The 17,697-nt window shown below is 69.1% G+C and carries 8 protein-coding genes and 1 pseudogene; 4 read left to right on the forward strand and 5 right to left on the reverse strand.

Annotated elements, in window-relative coordinates:
* The first annotated feature begins 256 nt into the window (after nucleotides 1-256).
* Nucleotides 257-1,374 (forward strand): annotated as a pseudogene (locus tag ABGB16_RS26065) (IS630 family transposase).
* A 207-nt stretch (nucleotides 1,375-1,581) separates the two neighbouring features.
* Here the strand turns inward: ABGB16_RS26065 and ABGB16_RS26070 are convergent.
* Nucleotides 1,582-2,277 carry a hypothetical protein gene (locus ABGB16_RS26070; protein WP_347670726.1) on the reverse strand — a complete coding sequence of 232 codons (696 nt, stop codon included), beginning with the start codon at nucleotides 2,275-2,277 and terminating at the stop codon, nucleotides 1,582-1,584.
* A gap of 800 nt (nucleotides 2,278-3,077) precedes the next feature.
* On the opposite strand from ABGB16_RS26070, the gene ABGB16_RS26075 reads away from it, so the two are divergent.
* Entirely contained in the window at nucleotides 3,078-3,800 is a 723-nt protein-coding gene (locus ABGB16_RS26075; RefSeq protein WP_347670727.1) for a hypothetical protein, read from the forward strand.
* A gap of 90 nt (nucleotides 3,801-3,890) precedes the next feature.
* Here ABGB16_RS26075 and ABGB16_RS26080 read toward each other — a convergent pair whose 3' ends face one another.
* Entirely contained in the window at nucleotides 3,891-4,769 is an 879-nt protein-coding gene (locus tag ABGB16_RS26080; protein ID WP_347670728.1) for a hypothetical protein, read from the reverse strand.
* Nucleotides 4,770-4,965: 196 nt separating this feature from the next.
* Nucleotides 4,966-5,208 (reverse strand): hypothetical protein, encoded by a 243-nt coding sequence (locus ABGB16_RS26085; protein ID WP_347670729.1) that lies wholly within the window; start codon nucleotides 5,206-5,208, stop codon nucleotides 4,966-4,968.
* Nucleotides 5,209-5,706: 498 nt separating this feature from the next.
* Between ABGB16_RS26085 and ABGB16_RS26090 the strand changes: the two genes are divergently transcribed.
* Nucleotides 5,707-14,568 (forward strand): SpvB/TcaC N-terminal domain-containing protein, encoded by an 8,862-nt coding sequence (locus tag ABGB16_RS26090; protein WP_347670730.1) that lies wholly within the window; start codon nucleotides 5,707-5,709, stop codon nucleotides 14,566-14,568.
* A complete protein-coding gene (locus ABGB16_RS26095) occupies nucleotides 14,568-14,954 on the forward strand; it encodes a hypothetical protein (RefSeq protein ID WP_347670731.1) in 387 nt (128 codons plus the stop codon). The genes ABGB16_RS26090 and ABGB16_RS26095 overlap by 1 nt, the downstream gene beginning before the upstream one ends.
* Nucleotides 14,955-15,041: 87 nt before the next feature.
* On the opposite strand, the gene ABGB16_RS26100 is transcribed toward ABGB16_RS26095, so the two are convergent.
* A complete protein-coding gene (locus tag ABGB16_RS26100) occupies nucleotides 15,042-15,797 on the reverse strand; it encodes an MBL fold metallo-hydrolase (RefSeq protein ID WP_347670732.1) in 756 nt (251 codons plus the stop codon).
* Between the two features lie 17 nt (nucleotides 15,798-15,814).
* The gene (locus tag ABGB16_RS26105; protein WP_347670733.1) at nucleotides 15,815-17,680 is read right to left on the reverse strand and encodes an ABC transporter ATP-binding protein; all 1,866 of its coding nucleotides are present in this window, start codon (nucleotides 17,678-17,680) and stop codon (nucleotides 15,815-15,817) included.
* Nucleotides 17,681-17,697 lie beyond the last annotated feature (17 nt).

Consider the following 17,697-nt stretch of genomic DNA (forward strand, 5'->3'; position numbering starts at 1 on the left):
CTGCTCATCACGGCCTTCGGTTGTGAGTCATGTTCTTCTTTGGCGAGACGACATGATCACCGAAGGCCGTCTTCGTGTCCACCCACGACAGCGCGAAACATCAGGCCAGAGAGCCGAAGGTTAAAAATCAAGCTAGTGCGCTGACCAAGAAGGTTCACCGGGTTGGTGACACGCCGGGCGCGGTGCACCGCGTCGGGTCGGGTGGGTCTCAGGCTCGACGGCGATCGCGATCCGCTGTCGAGAGTGAGGTGTCGGGATGGCCGAGCCGGTGAGGGCGCGGCGGTTGAGTGATGAGGAGGGCCGCCGGCTGCAACAAATCGTGCGGCGTGGCAAGCACGAGTCGATCCGGGTCCGCCGGGCGTTGATCATCATGGCGTCGGCGTCGGGTACCCCGGTGCCGTCGATCGCCCGCCTGGTCGCCGCGCACGAGGACACCGTCCGGGACGTGATCCACCGGTTCAACGAGATCGGACTCCGCGCTCTGGACCCTCAGTGGGCGGGAGGCCGTCCCCGCCTGATCACCGATGACGACCAGCGGTTCATCGTCGCGACGACCACGACCCGACCGAAGAGTCTGGGTCGCCCCTTCACGCACTGGAGTATCCGCAAGCTCGCCGACTACCTGGCCACCAACCGGCCTCGGAGGGTGGTCATCGGTCGGGAACGGCTACGACAGATCCTGCGCCACCACGACGTCTCCTTCCAGTGCACCCGCACCTGGAAGGAGTCCCGCGACCCGGACAAGGACGCCAAGCTCGACCGTATCGAGGAGGTGACCCGCCGGTTCCCGGACCGGTGCTTCGCCTTCGACCAGTTCGGGCCGCTGTCGATCCGCCCGCACCACGGCAGCGGGTGGGCGCCTGCCGGCAGACCGGACCGGCTGCCGGCGACCTACACCCGCACTCACGGCATCCGCTACTTCCACGGCTGCTACAGCCTCGGCAACGACCAGCTCTGGGGCGTGATGCGCCGCCGCAAAGGCGGCGACCACAGCCTGACCGCGCTCAAGCCGATCCGCGCCGCCCGCCCGGACGGCGCCCCGATCTACGTGATCCTGGACAACCTGTCGGCGAACAAACCCCGCAGATCCGGGCATGGGCCGCCCGCAACAAGGTCGAACTCTGCTTCACTCCCACCCAGGCGTCCTGGGCCAACCCGATCGAGGCCCAGTTCGGGCCACTACGCGCGTTCACCCTGGCCAACTCCAACCATCCCAACCACACCGTCCTGGCCCGGGAGATCCAGCGCTACCTGCGGTGGCGCAACGCCAACGCCCGCCACCCCGACGTCCTCGCCGCCCAACGCCGGGAACGAGCCCGCATCCGCAGCGAACGTCGACATCGCTGGGGCCGACCGCGAGCCAAGGCCGCTTGACGCTCAGACCCGGTGAACCTTCTTGGTCAGCGCTAGCGCCGCATCGGGCCGCGCGGGCCGCCTGGGAGCAGGCGATCGAGATCCTGGACCGGCTCGGTCACGCCGATGCGTCTCGGGTCCGCGCCAAGCTGGTGCCCTGATCAGTCTCTCTCCGCGGCATCGGCTGCTCGCTTTGCATGACGCATGCGTCCAGGGATTCTTCGCAGGTCAACACGACCCCGAGAATCTCGTTCGAGCAACTGAAGGTTTGTCGTCGACGACCTTGAACTCGCCGCTGCCGCGGTCGCAGCTCTCCTCGAAGGGAGGCCGTCCGTCGTCGAGTCGGAAGAAGAAGCACTCTGTCGTTTCCAGGCAGTTGATTTGGCCGTCGGACAACAAGCAGCCGTAGCGATACGGCGACGGTAGGTCCCCTTCGACGAACGTGCCTTGGTAACGGTCGCAAACCGCGACCAGAGTTCCGTAGTCGATGCCCGCAGGGGACTCTTGGGCGTCGGCCGGGCTCGACACGACGACGCAGGAACCGACTACGGCCAGCAGTGTGCAAGCCAACAGGCGCAGCATTCTCCGGAGCACGGAACTCTCCTTCGCGGAACGATCGGGTGGCAGGCGATCACCCTGCCACCCCAGCCTGATGCGGCGCTGATGCATATCGCCTGCCGGCAAGTTCGACACACTGAGCCATTCGGGGTAACGAGTGCGGCACGATAGGTGACGGCCCGGCTTGTTCGGAATGTGCCGGACGCGCCAGGGATGCCGCTGCGTCGAAACGACGCAGGACCTCGCGCGCTGAAACGGCGCCTGTCCGACGTCGTCTACCGGCGCATGATCGACGACGCCGCGGCCGACACGGCGACGGGCCCGGGAGGGCAACAGGGGGACGACTACAGACTCCAGCGTGACCAACTCGCATCCCCAAGCCGGCTCTTCGGAGAAGTCACTCCCGGACCCGCCAAGACCCAGCTTGGAACCCGGTTCCCGACGATGTCTTGACACGCAGGGGAGCCATGAACGGACGCTTGGTGGGGGGACCGTCATAGTCGGCAGTACGGCGGACCCGGACGATCCCGGGGTGAGCGCTCCGTGGTTCTCCGGTGACGACGCCTGCGATGGGTGGCGGGACGGGACGTCGCCGATCTTCGATGACGTGCGCGTCGTGTGCTCTCCAGCGGGTGCCAACCCCGGGTCAACCGGTGCCCGCGCGGGTCGCCCTGGCCGACCGCCGGCCGCAGACCGGGGTTCGTGTGCTCCAGGCGTGCCCCTGGGCTGGGCGAACAGGGGTCCGGGGTGACGCGTGTGGGTGGAACGTGGGGCACTCCCAGCCATCCCAGGTGAACGCCAAGGTCGCGAGACTAGGCTCTCGCGCCCTCGTAGCTCAGGGGATAGAGCATCGGTTTCCTGCACCTGAGCTCGTTCGGCGCCCGCCTCCGCGCCATCTGCTGTTCTATCGATCTGCGTCCCTTGCCGCTGGTCGCAATGGGCCGTTGCTGTGGTCGTCAGCGGGAGGTGTGGTTCCCCAAGTGCGTGACGGGGGGAGTGAGATGCACGGGCCATTGGCTGGAGAGGTCGAGCGCCGATGAGCTTCTGATCCGTAGACCGCCCCGTCGCGGCCACCGTCAGCTACGCCGGACAACGTAGCGTGACGGTGAGTTAAGTTTCGCTTATCGGGCTGTGGATCAACGGGGGCAGCTCAGTACGTTGCCCGCATGCGACACATCAAGACCGCGATCGCCGCGCTCATCTTGGGTCCGCTGGCCTGGGTCCTGCTCGCCGCCGGGCAGGGCCGGTCCCTCCGGGTGTTCGGGGATGCACAGGAAAGCGGCGGCGTGCTCGAACCCAACGCTCTGCTGAAGCCGTTGCTGGTGTTGGCGGCTGCTGGCATTCTCCTCGGGCTTATTGCCACCGTCCGGACCTCCCCGCTCGGCTCGGTGCTGACCGGCCTGACGTACTCGGTCAGCTACGTAGGCCTGCTCTTCAGCCCGGCACGGCTGCTGGACCTACTCAGTCACAAGCTGAACGTGGCGGGTTACCAGATTGACGTGCTCACCCCTGTACGCACCGGGACGACGCTGCTGCTGGGCTCGCTGCTCCTGGTCGGGGTCGCCAGTATCCAGCGGTGGCGGCGCTGGCCGCAGTCAGACGCCGATGAGCCGACAGCCGTCGTCCCGGCCAAGATCATTCCGCCGGCATCGGAACGGGACCGCCCGTTCGACGCGGATGGATTCCGCCCGCCCGGCGCAGACCGGCTCGGCTCAACCAAACAGGCTGAGGATCCGACAAACCGGGGTATGGCCGAGGAACCGGAGCCAGCGATGGTCCCCGGCTCACGCTGGATCGATTCGCTACGCAGCGATTCCACGAACGAGCCCTGGCAGTCGGACGCGACGCGCTGGCAGACTCCGCCGCAGCGGGACGGCTACCCGAACTGACCAAGAAGCCCGCGTCAACGGTTCGGGCAAGTCGGCACAGGCAACGGGTGCGCCATCGCACGACAACCGACCGGGCAGCCTACTTGATGGCTACTTCGCCAGCCTCACCGTTTCGACCTTGCTGAGGTCGTCGACGTACATGACCTCGTCACCCTGCGGGGAAACCGCGGGGCTGGTGACGGAGTCGTCGGAGTCGGCCAGCCGACGGTGGTCGCCGGTGGCCAAGTCGACCGCGACCAGGCTTCCGCTGCCCTTGCGCCAAACCGAGACGATTGCCGTCCTGCCGTCAGGGGTCACATTCATCTCGGGGAACCCCACCAGGTCCGGACCGACCGGCCGAACCACCGACGCACCCGGCGTGAGCAGGTACACGCACCATGCTCGGTCTTCATTTCTGACCGGCTGCTGGGTGGGTTTGGCATCCGTGCCGATAAACAACAGGTCTCCGTTGGGCAGCAGATGAGGAGCCTTGGCTGACCCGCCCTGTTCACACGTGAACCGTGCAGCGGGGCTGAGGATGCCTGGAGGTGTCTGCCCGAAGGTGGCCAAAGCCCAGCAGCCGTTGAGACCGGTGGACAAGTAACCGCCCTGTCCACCAGGCTGGATCGTCACCTCACCCGCCGACGGAACGTCGAACAGCGTCCGGTAATCGCCCGTCCCCGGGGTATAGGCGACCAGCCGTTCCCCGTCGGAACACTCCAACCCGATGCCGAGCTGGCTCGAGCCCGCGTCGAACAGGAAGTCGACCGGTCCGCAGGCATCCGGGATGTCCGTGCCGCGGGCGACGAAGACCTCCTTGGCGCCGTCACGGCGCCACACCTCCTTCCCCGCCTCCTCATCGTGCACCACGTAGACCTGGTTACCGGCAAGCCAGACCGCATCGACCCGATATGTCTTGCCGCCGGTCAGGCTGGTACAGGCCGACATGGCCACCAGCAGCGCCACCATCAGGGCTACACGCTTCTTCATGGCGTTTTTGCAATTCCCCAATTCGTGCCGGAAGGTCGGGGGTCCTGAATGCCTGCGACCAAACCGATTCGACTCAGCTCAGTACCAGATTTGAAAACGAAGCACAGTAGGCGTCGAATCGTCGTCGGCCGATATCAGCAAACGTGTCCGACCTGGACGATCGGTCGTCACCTGCAATTTGACCTCCTCAAGCGGGTCATGGAGAACGAATTGCCCTTGCAAAGACGGGATGCTCCCGTCGAACAATGCGGCCCCGTCGATTACCCCCGTCGTCGGAGTGCTTGATCTGGGTGAGCTGCTGGCGCCACGGCGCGTACTGGTGGGACTTGGTCGCCTTGCCGGCGACCTCCTCCCGCAGTACCTGGTTGTCCATCCCCAGGTAGGTGAACACCGTCGTCTTCGCACCCACCGTCTGAGACACCGTCCGGTCGAACGCCACAACGGCGAGCGTACGGGGGTGAAGGCCACGCTGTCGGGCACCTGGGCGGGCGCAAGGGGAAGCGTGGCCCGTCAGTTTGGCGGACGATCGGTTTCGGTGCGGTGTGTGTGCTTGCCTGCGCCCCGCGCATTTTCGATCACTCTGCGGGCCGGGTTCCGGCCGGGTGCGCTCGTATCCGGGATTGGGTATTGGTGGCGCGTGGGCTGGGGTTCGTTGTCGTTCGGGTGGCGATTGCCCGAACCGCGCGAAGGCGACAGGACGGCGGGCTGACCGGGTCGTCGGCCGGCCACCACGGGCTGACGTGGTGAGTGACGCAACGTAGATCGATCCTCACGTCACGTCAACGACCGATCGGGTCAGATTTCCGAGCATCAACGGCCCTGTCCCACGACTTTGGCCGCGGTCGATACTGCTCACCGTATGTGCCCGGATACCCAGCGAACGGGGCCGATGATGATTGCCGATGCCGTGCGTCGCGGTCAGTTCCGCCACCACCGGTTGACCAGGCCGACGGCCGTCGCGGCCGTCCTCGTGCTGGTCGCCGCGATGCTGTCCACCTCCGGAGCGGCGGACCGGACGAGCGATCCCGCACTAAGACCCGTGGCCATGGAGGTGTGCGGGTCGACCGGCGACACCGGTGGCGCGACGGCGGCGCCGGCCGCCGCGGCGACGGGGACGACCGCTCTGCCGGATTACCAGGAGATCGTCGCGCCGGGGGAGACCCAGCCGCGCACCATCACCTACGACCGGGCGAAGCTGGTGATCAAACCCGGCGCGGTGCGGACGCCCACCGGCATCGGCATCACCCCGCTACCGCCCGGCCAGCTGTCCAAGCTGGACACCGGCATGACGAACGTGACCGCCCGGCCCCGCGGCGGCTACCGGTTCACCCCGCACCCGCAGACCTTCGCCACCAACATCGAGGTCTCCCTGCCCTACGACCCGGCGCTCATCCCCGACGAGATGACGGCGCAGGACGTCTACACGTACTTCTACGACGACGTGGCGCTGTGCTGGAAGCCGCTGCCGCGGGTCGCGGTGGACGAGACCACCCACATGGTCACCTCCGTCACCGACCACTTCACGGAGATGATCAACGCGACGGTGTCGGCGCCGGAGCACCCGGAGGGCACGCAGTTCAACCCCAACCAGATCAAGGGCATCGAGGCGGCCAACCCGGGCACGGGCATCAACCTCATCAGCCCGCCGGAGCCCAACAACCAGGGTGAGAACCGGCTCAGCTACCCGCTCGAGACGCCGCCCGGCCGGCTCGGCATCCAGCCGCAGCTCGCGGTCGCCTACAACTCGTCGGCCAGCAGCACCTGGCTGGGCACCGGCTGGGACCTGGCCGTCCCGGTCATCACCGTCGACACCCGCTGGGGCGTACCCCGCTACGACGCGAACCGGGAGACCGAGACGTACCTGCTCAACGGCGAGCAACTCACCCCGGTCGCGCACCGGGGCCCGCCGCCGGCGCGTACCGCGGAGAAGGTCTTCCACACCCGGGTCGAGGGGGAGTTCGCCCGGATCGTGCGCCACGGCGACCACCCACGCGCGTACACCTGGGAGGTCACCGACCGGTCCGGCACCCGCTGGTTCTACGGCGGCCTGCCCGGCGCGAGCGCACCCGCGGCCAACTCGGTCCTCGGCGACGCGGCCGGCAACGTGCTCAGCTGGGCGCTGCGTGAGGTACGCGACCCGCGCGGCAACTTCATGCGCTACCACTACGCCCAGGTGGACGACCCCGGTGTGGCCGGCGGTGCCGAACCCGGCCGCAACCTCTACCTGGAGCGGATCGCCTACACGGGCTCCGGCGACACCGAAGGCCGCTACGCCGTCACCTTCACCCGCGACCGGGAACTGGACGAGCCGCTGCGGGTCGACAAGACCATCGACGCGCGGGGCGGCTTCAAACGGGTCACGGCCGACCTGCTCCGCCGCGTCGACGTCACCTTCGACGACGACCTGATCCGGCGGTACGAGTTCACGTACACGACCGGCGCGTTCGCCAAGACCCTGCTCGCCAAGATCACCCAGTACGACGACCGCGGCACCGCGTTCGCCGCCCACGACTTCGGCTACTACGACGACATCCGCGACGCGTCCGGCGCCTACCAGGCGTTCAGCCAGGCCGACTGGACCGTGCCCGGCGACGGCCTCGGCAAGGGCGCGTTGAACCTCACCGGCGAGCGGGCCGGCGATGCGAGCGCCCTCAATGCCAACGCCAGCACCGGCTTCGGCGGCCACCTCTACCTCGGCATCGGCACCTCCCCGAGCAAGTCCGGGTCGGTCGGGGTCAAGGTCGGCGGCAGCCGCTCCGACGACGAGGGCGTGCTCGCCCTGGTCGACGTCGACGGCGACAGCCTGCCGGACAAGGTGTTCCGCAGCGGCGGCGCGGTGCGCTACCGCAAGAACCTCTCCGGCCCGCACGGCGAGCTGCGCTTCGCCGACGAGGCCCGACCGCTGAATCTCCCCGGCATCCAGGGCGAACGCAGCACCAGCCTCACCGTGGGCGTCGAGGGATACGTCGGCGCGGTCGCCGCGCAGCTCGACTACGTCAACACCACCGCCACCACCGACCAGTACTTCACCGACGTCAACGGCGACGGGATCAGCGACCTGGTGAACGGCTCCGCCGTGCTGTTCGGCCGCGTCGGCGCGGACGGCGTGCCGGTGTACGGGATCAGCTCGGACACCCCGGTCCCGGTGACCTCCGGCCAGGTGGACACCGACGGGCTGCTCCCCGACAACCCGGCCGAACGGGAACGGCTGATCGATTCGTTCCCGCTGCTCGACACGGTTCGTCGCTGGGTCGCCCCGTACGACGGCGCCGTCCGGATCGACGGCGCGGTCGCGCTCGCCGAGGGCACCGCCGCCGCCCGGGCTGCCTCGACCACCGCCGACGGCGTCCGGGTCGCCATCCAGCGGGAGGACACCGAGCTGTGGGCGCAGGAGATCGGCGCCCGCGACAACAGCGCGCACACCCCGGACGGCGTCGGCTCGGTCACCGTGTCCCGCGGCGACCGGCTCTACTTCCGGGTCCAGTCCCGGTTCGACGGGTCCCTGGACCAGGTCGCCTGGGACCCGCAGATCACCTACCTCAACCTGCCCGAGGCGCTGGACGTCAACGGCCTGCCCGTGCACCGCTACCAGCCGTCCCGCGACTTCACCCTCGGCGGACGGGCCGCGGAGGTGAAGGTGCCGGTCACCGGCACCCTGCACCTCTCCGGCGACCTGACCAAACGCGCCGCCACCACCGACGACGTCACCGTGCTCATCACCCGTGACAACGCGCCGGTGCTGGAGCGGACGCTGACCGCCGACACCACCGGCACCGTGCCGGTCGACCTCGACGTGCCGGTGCAGCAGGGGCAGGTGCTGCGCTGGCGGGTGGCTGTCGACTCACCGATCGACCTCGACCAGCTCACCTGGACCCCACGCGCCCACTACACCACCGCCCAGGGCCTCGACCGGGTCACCGACGCCGACGGCGACCCCCTCATCGACCTGTACCCGCCGTACGCCATCGACATGTACCCGGCGGACACGCTCACCGCTCCGCAGCAGGCCCACCGCGTGACCGCCGACGGGCAGGTCACCGTCACCCCGAACCTCGCCTTCGACTTCGGCACCGCCACGCCGACCGCCCGGGTGACGTTCACCGTCAAGCGGCGCGGCGACCTGCTCGCCAAGCAGCACATCGACATCACCAACGGCGTGGTGTCCGCGCCCACCCCGGTCACCGTGGACGCCGCCGCAGGAGACGACCTGTTCGTCGACTTCAGCACCCGCGACACCGGGCTGGCCGCGTACCTGACCGGCGCCGCCGCCGACGTCGGCGGCACCACCGTCCCCGCCGCCTTGCACAGTGCCGCGGCCGAGGGCGCGTTCCCGCAGCCGTACCGGGGCTGGGGCGCGATCGGCTACAACGGCAACCGGGACCGGGCCGGGCAGCCCATCGCCCAGGCCGACCTGGTGATCGACGAGAACGTCGGCGACCAACTGCCCGACAGCGTCGACCCGCAGGCGCAGAAGGACGCCTTCGCCAACGACCCCCGCGTCAACCCGCCCAAGGCGGTGCCGTTCGCGCCCGCACCCCGCGACAACCGGTGGAGCGCCGGTCAGCACTCCTGGGTCACGCGCACCGACGCGCGCAGCTCCCGCCTCGGCGTCGAATCGGTCAACCTGCCGCAGGCCGCCGACTTCACCGGCGTCGCGGTGCCCCGGGTGTCCCGGTCCCAGCAGATCTCGCTGACCGGCGGGGTCGGCGGCCCGATCGGCAGCATCGGCGGCAGCGTCGCGACCGGGGACAGCACCGGCCAGGTCGACTTCCTCGACATGAACGGCGACCGCTTCCCCGACGTCGTCGGCTCCGGCGGCATCCAGTACACCGACCCGACCGGCGCGCTCGGCGACACCCGCGGCGCACTGCCGGACGGCGCGGTCCGCAAGAGCAGCAACGTCTCCGGCAACGCCAGCGCGGGCAGCGCCGCGCGGACCATCGCCACCGGTCGCGGGCACGACAGCCCGCCCGGCACCACCACCGCCAACGGCGCCGACGCGGGCAACGACATGCCACCGCTGGGCGTCGGCGGCAGCCTCGGCGGCAGCAGCTCGGACGGCCGGTTCGACCTGCTCGACGCCAACGGCGACGACCTGCCCGACCGGGTGTACGCCGACGGCCGGGTCGCGTTGAACCTCGGCTACCGGTTCGGCGCGGCCGAGGCGTGGCGTAACCCCGCCCCGCTCAACGACGGCAGCGGCGGCGAGGCCGGCCTGAACATCGGCTTCAACACCGACTTCTACGGCTTCGCCGGCGGCGCCTCGTACAGCGAGTCCAGCTCGTCGAGCAGCGCCACCCTGCAGGACATGAACGGCGACGGCCTGCTCGACCGGGTCTTCGCCGGCAACCCGCTGCGGGTCGGCCTGAACACCGGCAACGGGTTCGAACCCCCGGTGCCGTTCCACGGCAGCCTCGACGGCCTCAACGCCGACCAGAACGCCAAGCTCGGCGGCGGTGTCTACTTCACGTTCTCCGTCTGCTTCATCGCGGTCTGCCTCATCATCAACCCCGGCGCGGACGTCTCCACGGGCGTCAGCCGCGCCGAGCAGATGCTCCGCGACATCGACGGCGACGGTTACACCGACCAGCTCGCGTCCAAGAAGGACAACCAGCTGGCCGTGGTGCAGAACCGGACCGGCCGGACCAACCTGCTGCGCAGCGTCGACCGGCCGCTCGGCGCCCGGATGGAGTTCGACTACACCCGGGACGGCAACACCTACGCCTCCCCGCAGTCCCGCTGGGTGCTGTCCCGGGTGTCGGTCGACGACGGCCGCCCCGGCGACGGCCAGGACGTCCAACTGTCCAGCTACGAGTACGGCGGCGGAGTGTTCAACCGGCTGGAGCGCGAGTTCTACGGCTACGGCACGGTGACCGAACGGGTCCGCGACGCCGGCGCCGGCGGCGCGGTCTACCGCAGCATCACCCGCGAGTACCGCACCGACAGCCACTACACCCGCGGTCTGGTGACCCGCGAGATCACCAGCGACGCCGAGGGCCGGCCGTTCCTGACGACCGAAAACACCTACCAGCCGCGCAACGTCGACGACCCGGCCGGCACCGCCGATCTGGGCAGCACCACGGCCACCATCTTCCCGCAGCTGGTCCGCACCGACCGGAGCTTCCACGAGGGCCAGGACAACCCGGGCAAGACGACCTCCGCGCTGATGGAGTACGACGAGTTCGGCAACCTGGCCCGGCACGTCGACCGCGCCGACGCCGGCGCCGCCGACGACGTCGACACCCGGATCCGCTACACCGGCGACGACCCGGCCTGCCGCAGCGCGTACATCGTCGGCACCGCGAACCGGATCGACGTCTACGGCGGCGGCACGCTGATGCGGCACCGGGAGTCCACTGTCGACTGCGCCACCGGCAACGTCACCCAGGTCCGGGCGATGCTCGCCGGCGGCGAGGCGGCCGTCACCGACATCGAGTACTTCGGTAACGGCAATCTGAGGGCCGTCGTCAACCCGGCGAACAGGACCGGCCAGCGGTACCGGCTGGCCTACGCGTACGACACCGCGGTGGACCAGTACGTCGAGTCGGTGACCGACAGCTTCGGCTACCGGTCGAGCAGCACCTACAACCTGAAGTTCGGCCTGGTGGAGACGAGCACGGACCAGAACAACCAGGTCATCCGCACCACGTACGACTCGGTGGGGCGGCCGGACACCGTGGTCGGCCCGTACGAGGCGGCCGACGGCCGGATCACCATCGACTTCGAGTACCACCCCGAGGCGACCGTCCCGTACGCGGTCACCCGGCACGTCGACCGGCAGGCCGACGGCACCGTCCGGCCGGACACCATGGACACGATCATGTTCGTCGACGGGCTCCAGCGCGTCATCCAGACGAAGAAGGACGCCACCGTGGTGACCGGGCCGGACGCCGCCCCGGCGGACGTGATGATCGTGTCCGGGCGGGTCCTTTACGACTTCGCAGGCCGGGCGGTCAAGGAGTACTTTCCGCTGACCGAACCGAAGGGCGACGCCAACACCGAGTTCACCCCGAGCCTGGACAGCGTCCCGCCCACGGTCCGGACCTTCGACGTGCTCAACCGGGCCACCCGCACCGTGCTACCGGACACCACCACGACCACCGTCGCGTACGGGTTCGGCCCCGATCGCGCCGGCACCACGCAGTTCGAGGTGGTGTCCACCGACGCGAACGGCAAGACCCGGCGGACCTACCAGGACGTGCAGCAGCAGACCACCGCGGTCAAGGAGTTCAACCCGGCCGGCGGCCAGCCGGTCATCTGGACCAGCTACACCTACAACCCGCTCGGTGAGCTGCTGACCGTCACCGACGACAAGGCCAATGTCACCACCTCGACGTACGACAACCTTGGCCGCCGGACCAGCGTCACCAGCCCCGACTCCGGCCGCAGCGACACCGGCTATGACCTCGCCGGCAACGTGATCCGCAAGGTCACCGCGAAGCTGGCCGCCGAGCAGAAGGCGATCGAGTACGACTACGACTTCGAGCGCCTCAAGGCCATCCGCTACCCGATCTTCCCGGCGAACAACGTCACCTACACGTACGGCGGGCCCGGTGCCCCGAACAACGGCGCGGACCGGGTCATCGGCGTCGTCGACGGCGCCGGCACCGTCGCCCGCGAGTACGGGCCGCTCGGTGAGATCACCAAGGAGACCCGCACGTCGGCCGCCCAGGGCAGCCACACCTACACCTTCGTCACCCAGTACCGGTACGACAGCTTCAACCGGATGCTGACCATGACGTACCCCGACGGCGAGGTCCTGTCGTACCACTACGACAGTGGCGGCCTGGTCGACTCCGCCACCGGCGTCAAGGGCGACTTCATGTACCCGTACCTGAAGCGGCTCACCTACGACAAGTTCGAGCAGCGGTCCTTGCTCGAGACCGGCAACGGCACCCGCACCGCTTACACGTACGACCCCACCGACCGGCGGCTGGCGAACCTGAAGGCCAACCTCGCCCAGGGCTACGTCTTCCAGAACCTCAAGTACACCTACGACGACGTCGGCAACGTCACCGCGATCACCAACGACACGGTGGCCCCGAGCAGCCCCGACGTCGGCATGCAGGTCGGCGGGCCGAGCACCCAGACCTTCCGCTACGACGACCTGTACCGGCTCACCCACGCCGAGGGCAGCTACCAGCCGCGCACCCCGCGCACCGACCGGTACCGCACCGACATCAGCTACGACAGCATCCACCGCATCACCCGCAAGGCGCAGGTGCACGAGCTGGTCAGCGGCGGGAACGTCAGCACCGACGGCAAGCTGAGCTACACGTACGACTACGCCTACGCCGGGTCGCAACCGCACGCCCCGACCACCATCGGCATCTACACCAACAGCTACGACGCCAACGGCAACCAGGTCAGCCGTGACCAGCAACCCAAACCCCGCCGGCAGCTGATCTGGGACGAGGAGAACCGCCTCGCCTGTAGCCACGCGAACGTGCAGAGCCAGACCCTGCCGCAGACCCCCGCCTCCTGCGACAACGCCGGCGGCACCGCGAACGAGGCCCGGTACCTCTACGACGACGAGGGCAACCGGGTCGTCAAGGACGGCGCGCAATTCCACCTCTACCCCAACCAGAACTACTCCACCCGGGGCCAGGCCGCCTTCAAGCACGTCTACGTCGGTGACTCCCGGCTGCTCACGAAGTACGTCGAGCCGGAACATCGGATCGAGAACCGCCAGTACTACGCGCACGGCGACCACCTCGGCTCGACCGGCTTCGTCACCGACACCCGCGGCGGCCTCGCCGAACACCTGCAGTACTTCCCCGGCGGCGAGACCTGGGTCAGCGAGCACCCGTCCCAGCCGGTGCCGCAGCAGTACACCGGCAAGGAACTCGACCCGGAGACCAACCTCTACTACTACGGCGCCCGCTACTACGATCCCCGCACCCAGGTCTGGCAGACGCCCGACCCGGCACTCGAGTCGTACCTGGACGGCGCCCCCAACGGCGGCGTGCACAGCCCCGCCAACCTGGCCCTCTACACATACGCCCAGAACAACCCGGTCCGGCTCACCGACCCCGACGGCAGGTGGGTGCACATCGCCGTCGGCGCCGGCGTGGGCGCGCTGATCGGCGCCGGAATCGAGGGCTACCGCCAGTACAAGGCCGGCGAGTTCAGTGCGCTCCGGCTGGCCGGCGCAGCCGGCGGTGGCGCGGTCGCCGGGGGCCTCGGCGCGGCGACTCTCGGCGCCAGCGCCGGCGGGGCCGCGCTCGGCGGCAGCGTGCTGGCCAGGACAGCCGTCACCGTTGGCGGCGGCGCCGCCTCCGGCGCGGCCGGCGGGGCGGCCGGCGGCGCCACCGAGGCACTGATCACCGGCGGCGACGTCGGCCAAGCCGCCAAGGACGGCGCGGTCAGCGGCGCGATCGGCGGCGCCGCCGGAGCGGTGGCCGCGAAGGTGGCCGGCGCCATCGTCACCCACATGCGGCTCCGCGGATACGTCTCGGGTGGCGGGCACCACCCCGTCTCCCAGGCCGCGATGCGCAACGCCGCCAACTACCCGGCCCGTGGTGGTGGGGTGCTGGCCGTACCCAACGAGGTGATGGCCGAACTCGGGGTGGCCCACACCCGGATCACCGCCAACCAGAACCGGCTGTACCGGGCGTGGCGCCGCGCCAACCCCACCGCCGCCCCGACCTGGGATGTCATCTCCCGCATCGAGTCGCAGGCGATGGCGAACGCCGGCATGGATCCCACTCTGGCCCGCTCGATCGTCGACCGGGCCGTCCGGGAACTGCAGGCGCGCGGCGTACCCGCACCCACCCGCATCCCGTATGTTGACCCGTGATGGACGACCGAGCCGAATTGGCCCGCTTCGCCGAGCTGCTCATGCGCCGGGTCCGGGACGAGGCGATCGCCGCGTGCGACAACCTCGCCGCCGGGCGCATGAGCGGCCCGGACGGCACCCGCTGGCGCGAGGCGACCGCCGACCCGGCCGCCCGCGCCGCGGTGCGTGAGCTCATCCCGGATGTGGTGGACCAGGCCCTCTTCGAGCTGTTGAACGCTCTCGACAACGGCGACCTGCCGCTCGGCTGGCAGCGGGACGACGGCTCCTGGGCCGACCTGTACGACCTGGGCCGCAGTGAGATGGCCGGCTGGTTCATGGTCGGCGACGGCTGGCGGGCGCAGCACTCCCACCAGCGCTTCTTCGACCCCGACGACCAGCCGGGCTGATCAGCTTCTACGCGGCGCGCTGGTCGGGAGGCTCTGCTCGGAGGTCTTCGCCGCCGCCCGGCACCATCGACGGCGGCAACGGCCGCGTCATCTGAGCGCCTTGCTGCTGAGATAGCGGCCGGCGAGCGCCGCCATACGTTCGGCGTCGAACGCCGGTCCGTGCCCTGGCAGTACCAGGGACGGTTCCAGCTCGCCCAATCGGCTCATCGACTCCAGATACTGCGGAATGTTCGACCCGTGGAGCTGGTCCAGCAAGGTTCCCTCGTAGAGCACGTCACCGGTCAGCAGCATGCGAGTCTCCTGCACCATCAGCGCGATGCTGCCCGGCGTGTGTCCAGGCAGGTGGAGCACCTCGAGGGTGAGATCGCCAAGATCGATCCGCTCGCCGTCGCTCAGCGACCTGGTCGGCGTGACGGGACGCAGTTCGTAGTCCTTGACGAGCCAGTCGGCTGCGGGGGCCGCTGTCACCATTATCTCGGGCATCGACGCGATCGCCGCGTCGTCCATGCCCAGAATTCTCATGAGCTCGGTGCCCACGAGAGAGCCCTGACCAGGACGCCAGGGCTGCTCGGCCGGATGAGCCCAGACCTGACTGAACTCGTGGGCGGAACCCATGTGGTCGAGGTGGCCGTGGCTGAGCACCGCTACAGGTTCGGCCAGCCCGAGATGCTCCACGACGAACGCGCGCATCGACGCGACACCCAGACCGCAGTCGAAGAGCAGGTTGCGACGGGCACCCCTGATCAGCCACGAGTTCGCACACAGGAACGGATGCACGTGGGGCTCTTCGATCAGCGTCACGACCTCATCGATGTCGGTGGCGCGGAACCAGTCCTCCACCACCGGGAGTCGCCCCGTTGTCATGCCGGCCCGCTGCCAGCCGTGGGCTCGGTGAGCCATCCGGAGTCGCCCCGTGGGGCCGAGGCAAGCAGCTTCGCGGTGTACGGGTCTTCGGGTGCGTCGATGACTCGATCGGTGGGCCCCGACTCGACCACGCGGCCACGATGCATCACGTACACCCGCTCGGTCACCTGCCGAACCACGGCGAGGTCGTGGGTGATGAAGACGTAGCCGATGCCCCGCTCGCCGCGGAGTCGACCGAGTAGGTTGAGGACCTGCGCCTGTACGGAGACGTCGAGCGCGGACACCGACTCGTCGCAGATGAGGAGCCGCGGTCGAGTGGCCAGTGCCCTGGCAATGGCGACCCGCTGCCTCATACCGCCGGAAAGCCCACCGGGGCGGCGCTGCGCGACGTTCGGATCCAGACCGACCTCATCCAGCAGGCGGGCCACTTCGTTATCGGCGTCAACGGTTTCGGGTCGGTGCGTGAGCACGGCTTCCCGCAGAGTCCAGCCGACGGTTCGCATCGGGTTGAGGCTCGAGTACGGGTCCTGGAACACGATCTGGACGATGCTCCGGATGTGTTGACGGTCTGCCCGCTTGACCCGCTGCCAACTCGTGACCTCGATCCCGTCGATCACGATGGAGCCCCCGGTCGGCTCTTCGAGCCCGACGAGCATCCGCGCGAGGCTCGTCTTGCCCGACCCGGACTCGCCGACGATGCCGATGCTCTCGTTGGCCCTGACCTCGATGGAGACGTCGTCACAGGCTCTGACGCCGGTGCCGTACACCTTCGAGAGAGCGCGGGTCGCGACGAACGGCTTTCCGCCGGCTGGTTCGACAGGTGGGTGAGGTTGCTCGATCTCGCGACGCTGATCCTCCATCTCGGGCCGGATGGCAAGGATTCGCAGGCACGCGGACTTGCGGCCCGGCGCTACCTCGATCAATGCCGGCGCTGCCTGCCCGCACGCCGGCTCGACCCAGGTACAGCGGGGTCCGAACACGCAGCCACGGGGGGTCGTGTCCGGGCTCGGAACCGATCCGGCGATCGTCACGAGCTTGTGGAGGCGCCGATCGATGGGCGGCTCCGAGAGCAGCAGCGCTTGGCTGTAGGGGTGAAGTGGTGCTGTGTCGAGCTCGTCCGCCGGCCCCTGCTCGAGCACGGTTCCCGCGTACAGCACGTACGCGCGGTCACACATCGAGAACGCCACCCGCAGGTCATGGGTGATCAGGATGAGTCCCATCCCGCGGGCTGCCTGGATCCGCTTGATGAGCGCGAGGATGTCTCGCTGAGTCGTGACATCAAGGGCAGTGGATGGCTCGTCCGCGATGAGTATCCGAGGGTCTCGCGCCAACGCTGCGGCGATGCCCACGCGCTGCCTCATACCGCCCGAGAGCTGGAACGGATAGCGATCGGCGACGGTCGGATCGGTGATGCCCACCTCTGCCAACCGGCGCACGGCCTCCTCGCGGTCCTGACGCCGGGTCCGGTGCCGCCCGGGTTGCAGCGACTCCGCGACGATGTCGCCACAACGCATGATCGGGTTCAGCATCGTGAACGGGTCCTGCATGATCAAGCCGATCTCGCTGCCTCGAACCGATCGACGCCACTCGCGTTCCGAAAGTCCGAGAAGCTCGCTGCCACCGAGTTCAACGCTGCCGGTCGCGCGCAGCCCACGGGGAAGCAGGCCCGCGATGGCCCGAGCGGTGACTGACTTTCCACTGCCGGATTCACCCACGATGCCGACGGCCTCACCGGACCCGACGGCGAGGTCGACCGACGAAACGATCGCTTGCACGTTCTCGCCGGAACGCCTTTCCACCGTGAGGTTCCTCACCGCGAGCAGCGGTGCATGCGACGACGTCGCCCCGATCGAAGTGTTCACGCCACCCACGCCTTTCG

Source organism: Micromonospora sp. B11E3 (genome assembly GCF_039871625.1).
Taxonomy (GTDB): Bacteria; Actinomycetota; Actinomycetes; order Mycobacteriales; family Micromonosporaceae; genus Micromonospora.

Excerpts from the sequence above, each read along its gene's own strand:
- ABGB16_RS26080 (WP_347670728.1), bottom strand. The coding sequence starts at position 4,769 with ATGAAGAAGCGTGTAGCCCTGATGGTGGCGCTGCTGGTGGCCATGTCG.
- ABGB16_RS26095 (WP_347670731.1), top strand. The coding sequence starts at position 14,568 with ATGGACGACCGAGCCGAATTGGCCCGCTTCGCCGAGCTGCTCATGCGC.
- ABGB16_RS26075 (WP_347670727.1), top strand. The coding sequence starts at position 3,078 with ATGCGACACATCAAGACCGCGATCGCCGCGCTCATCTTGGGTCCGCTG.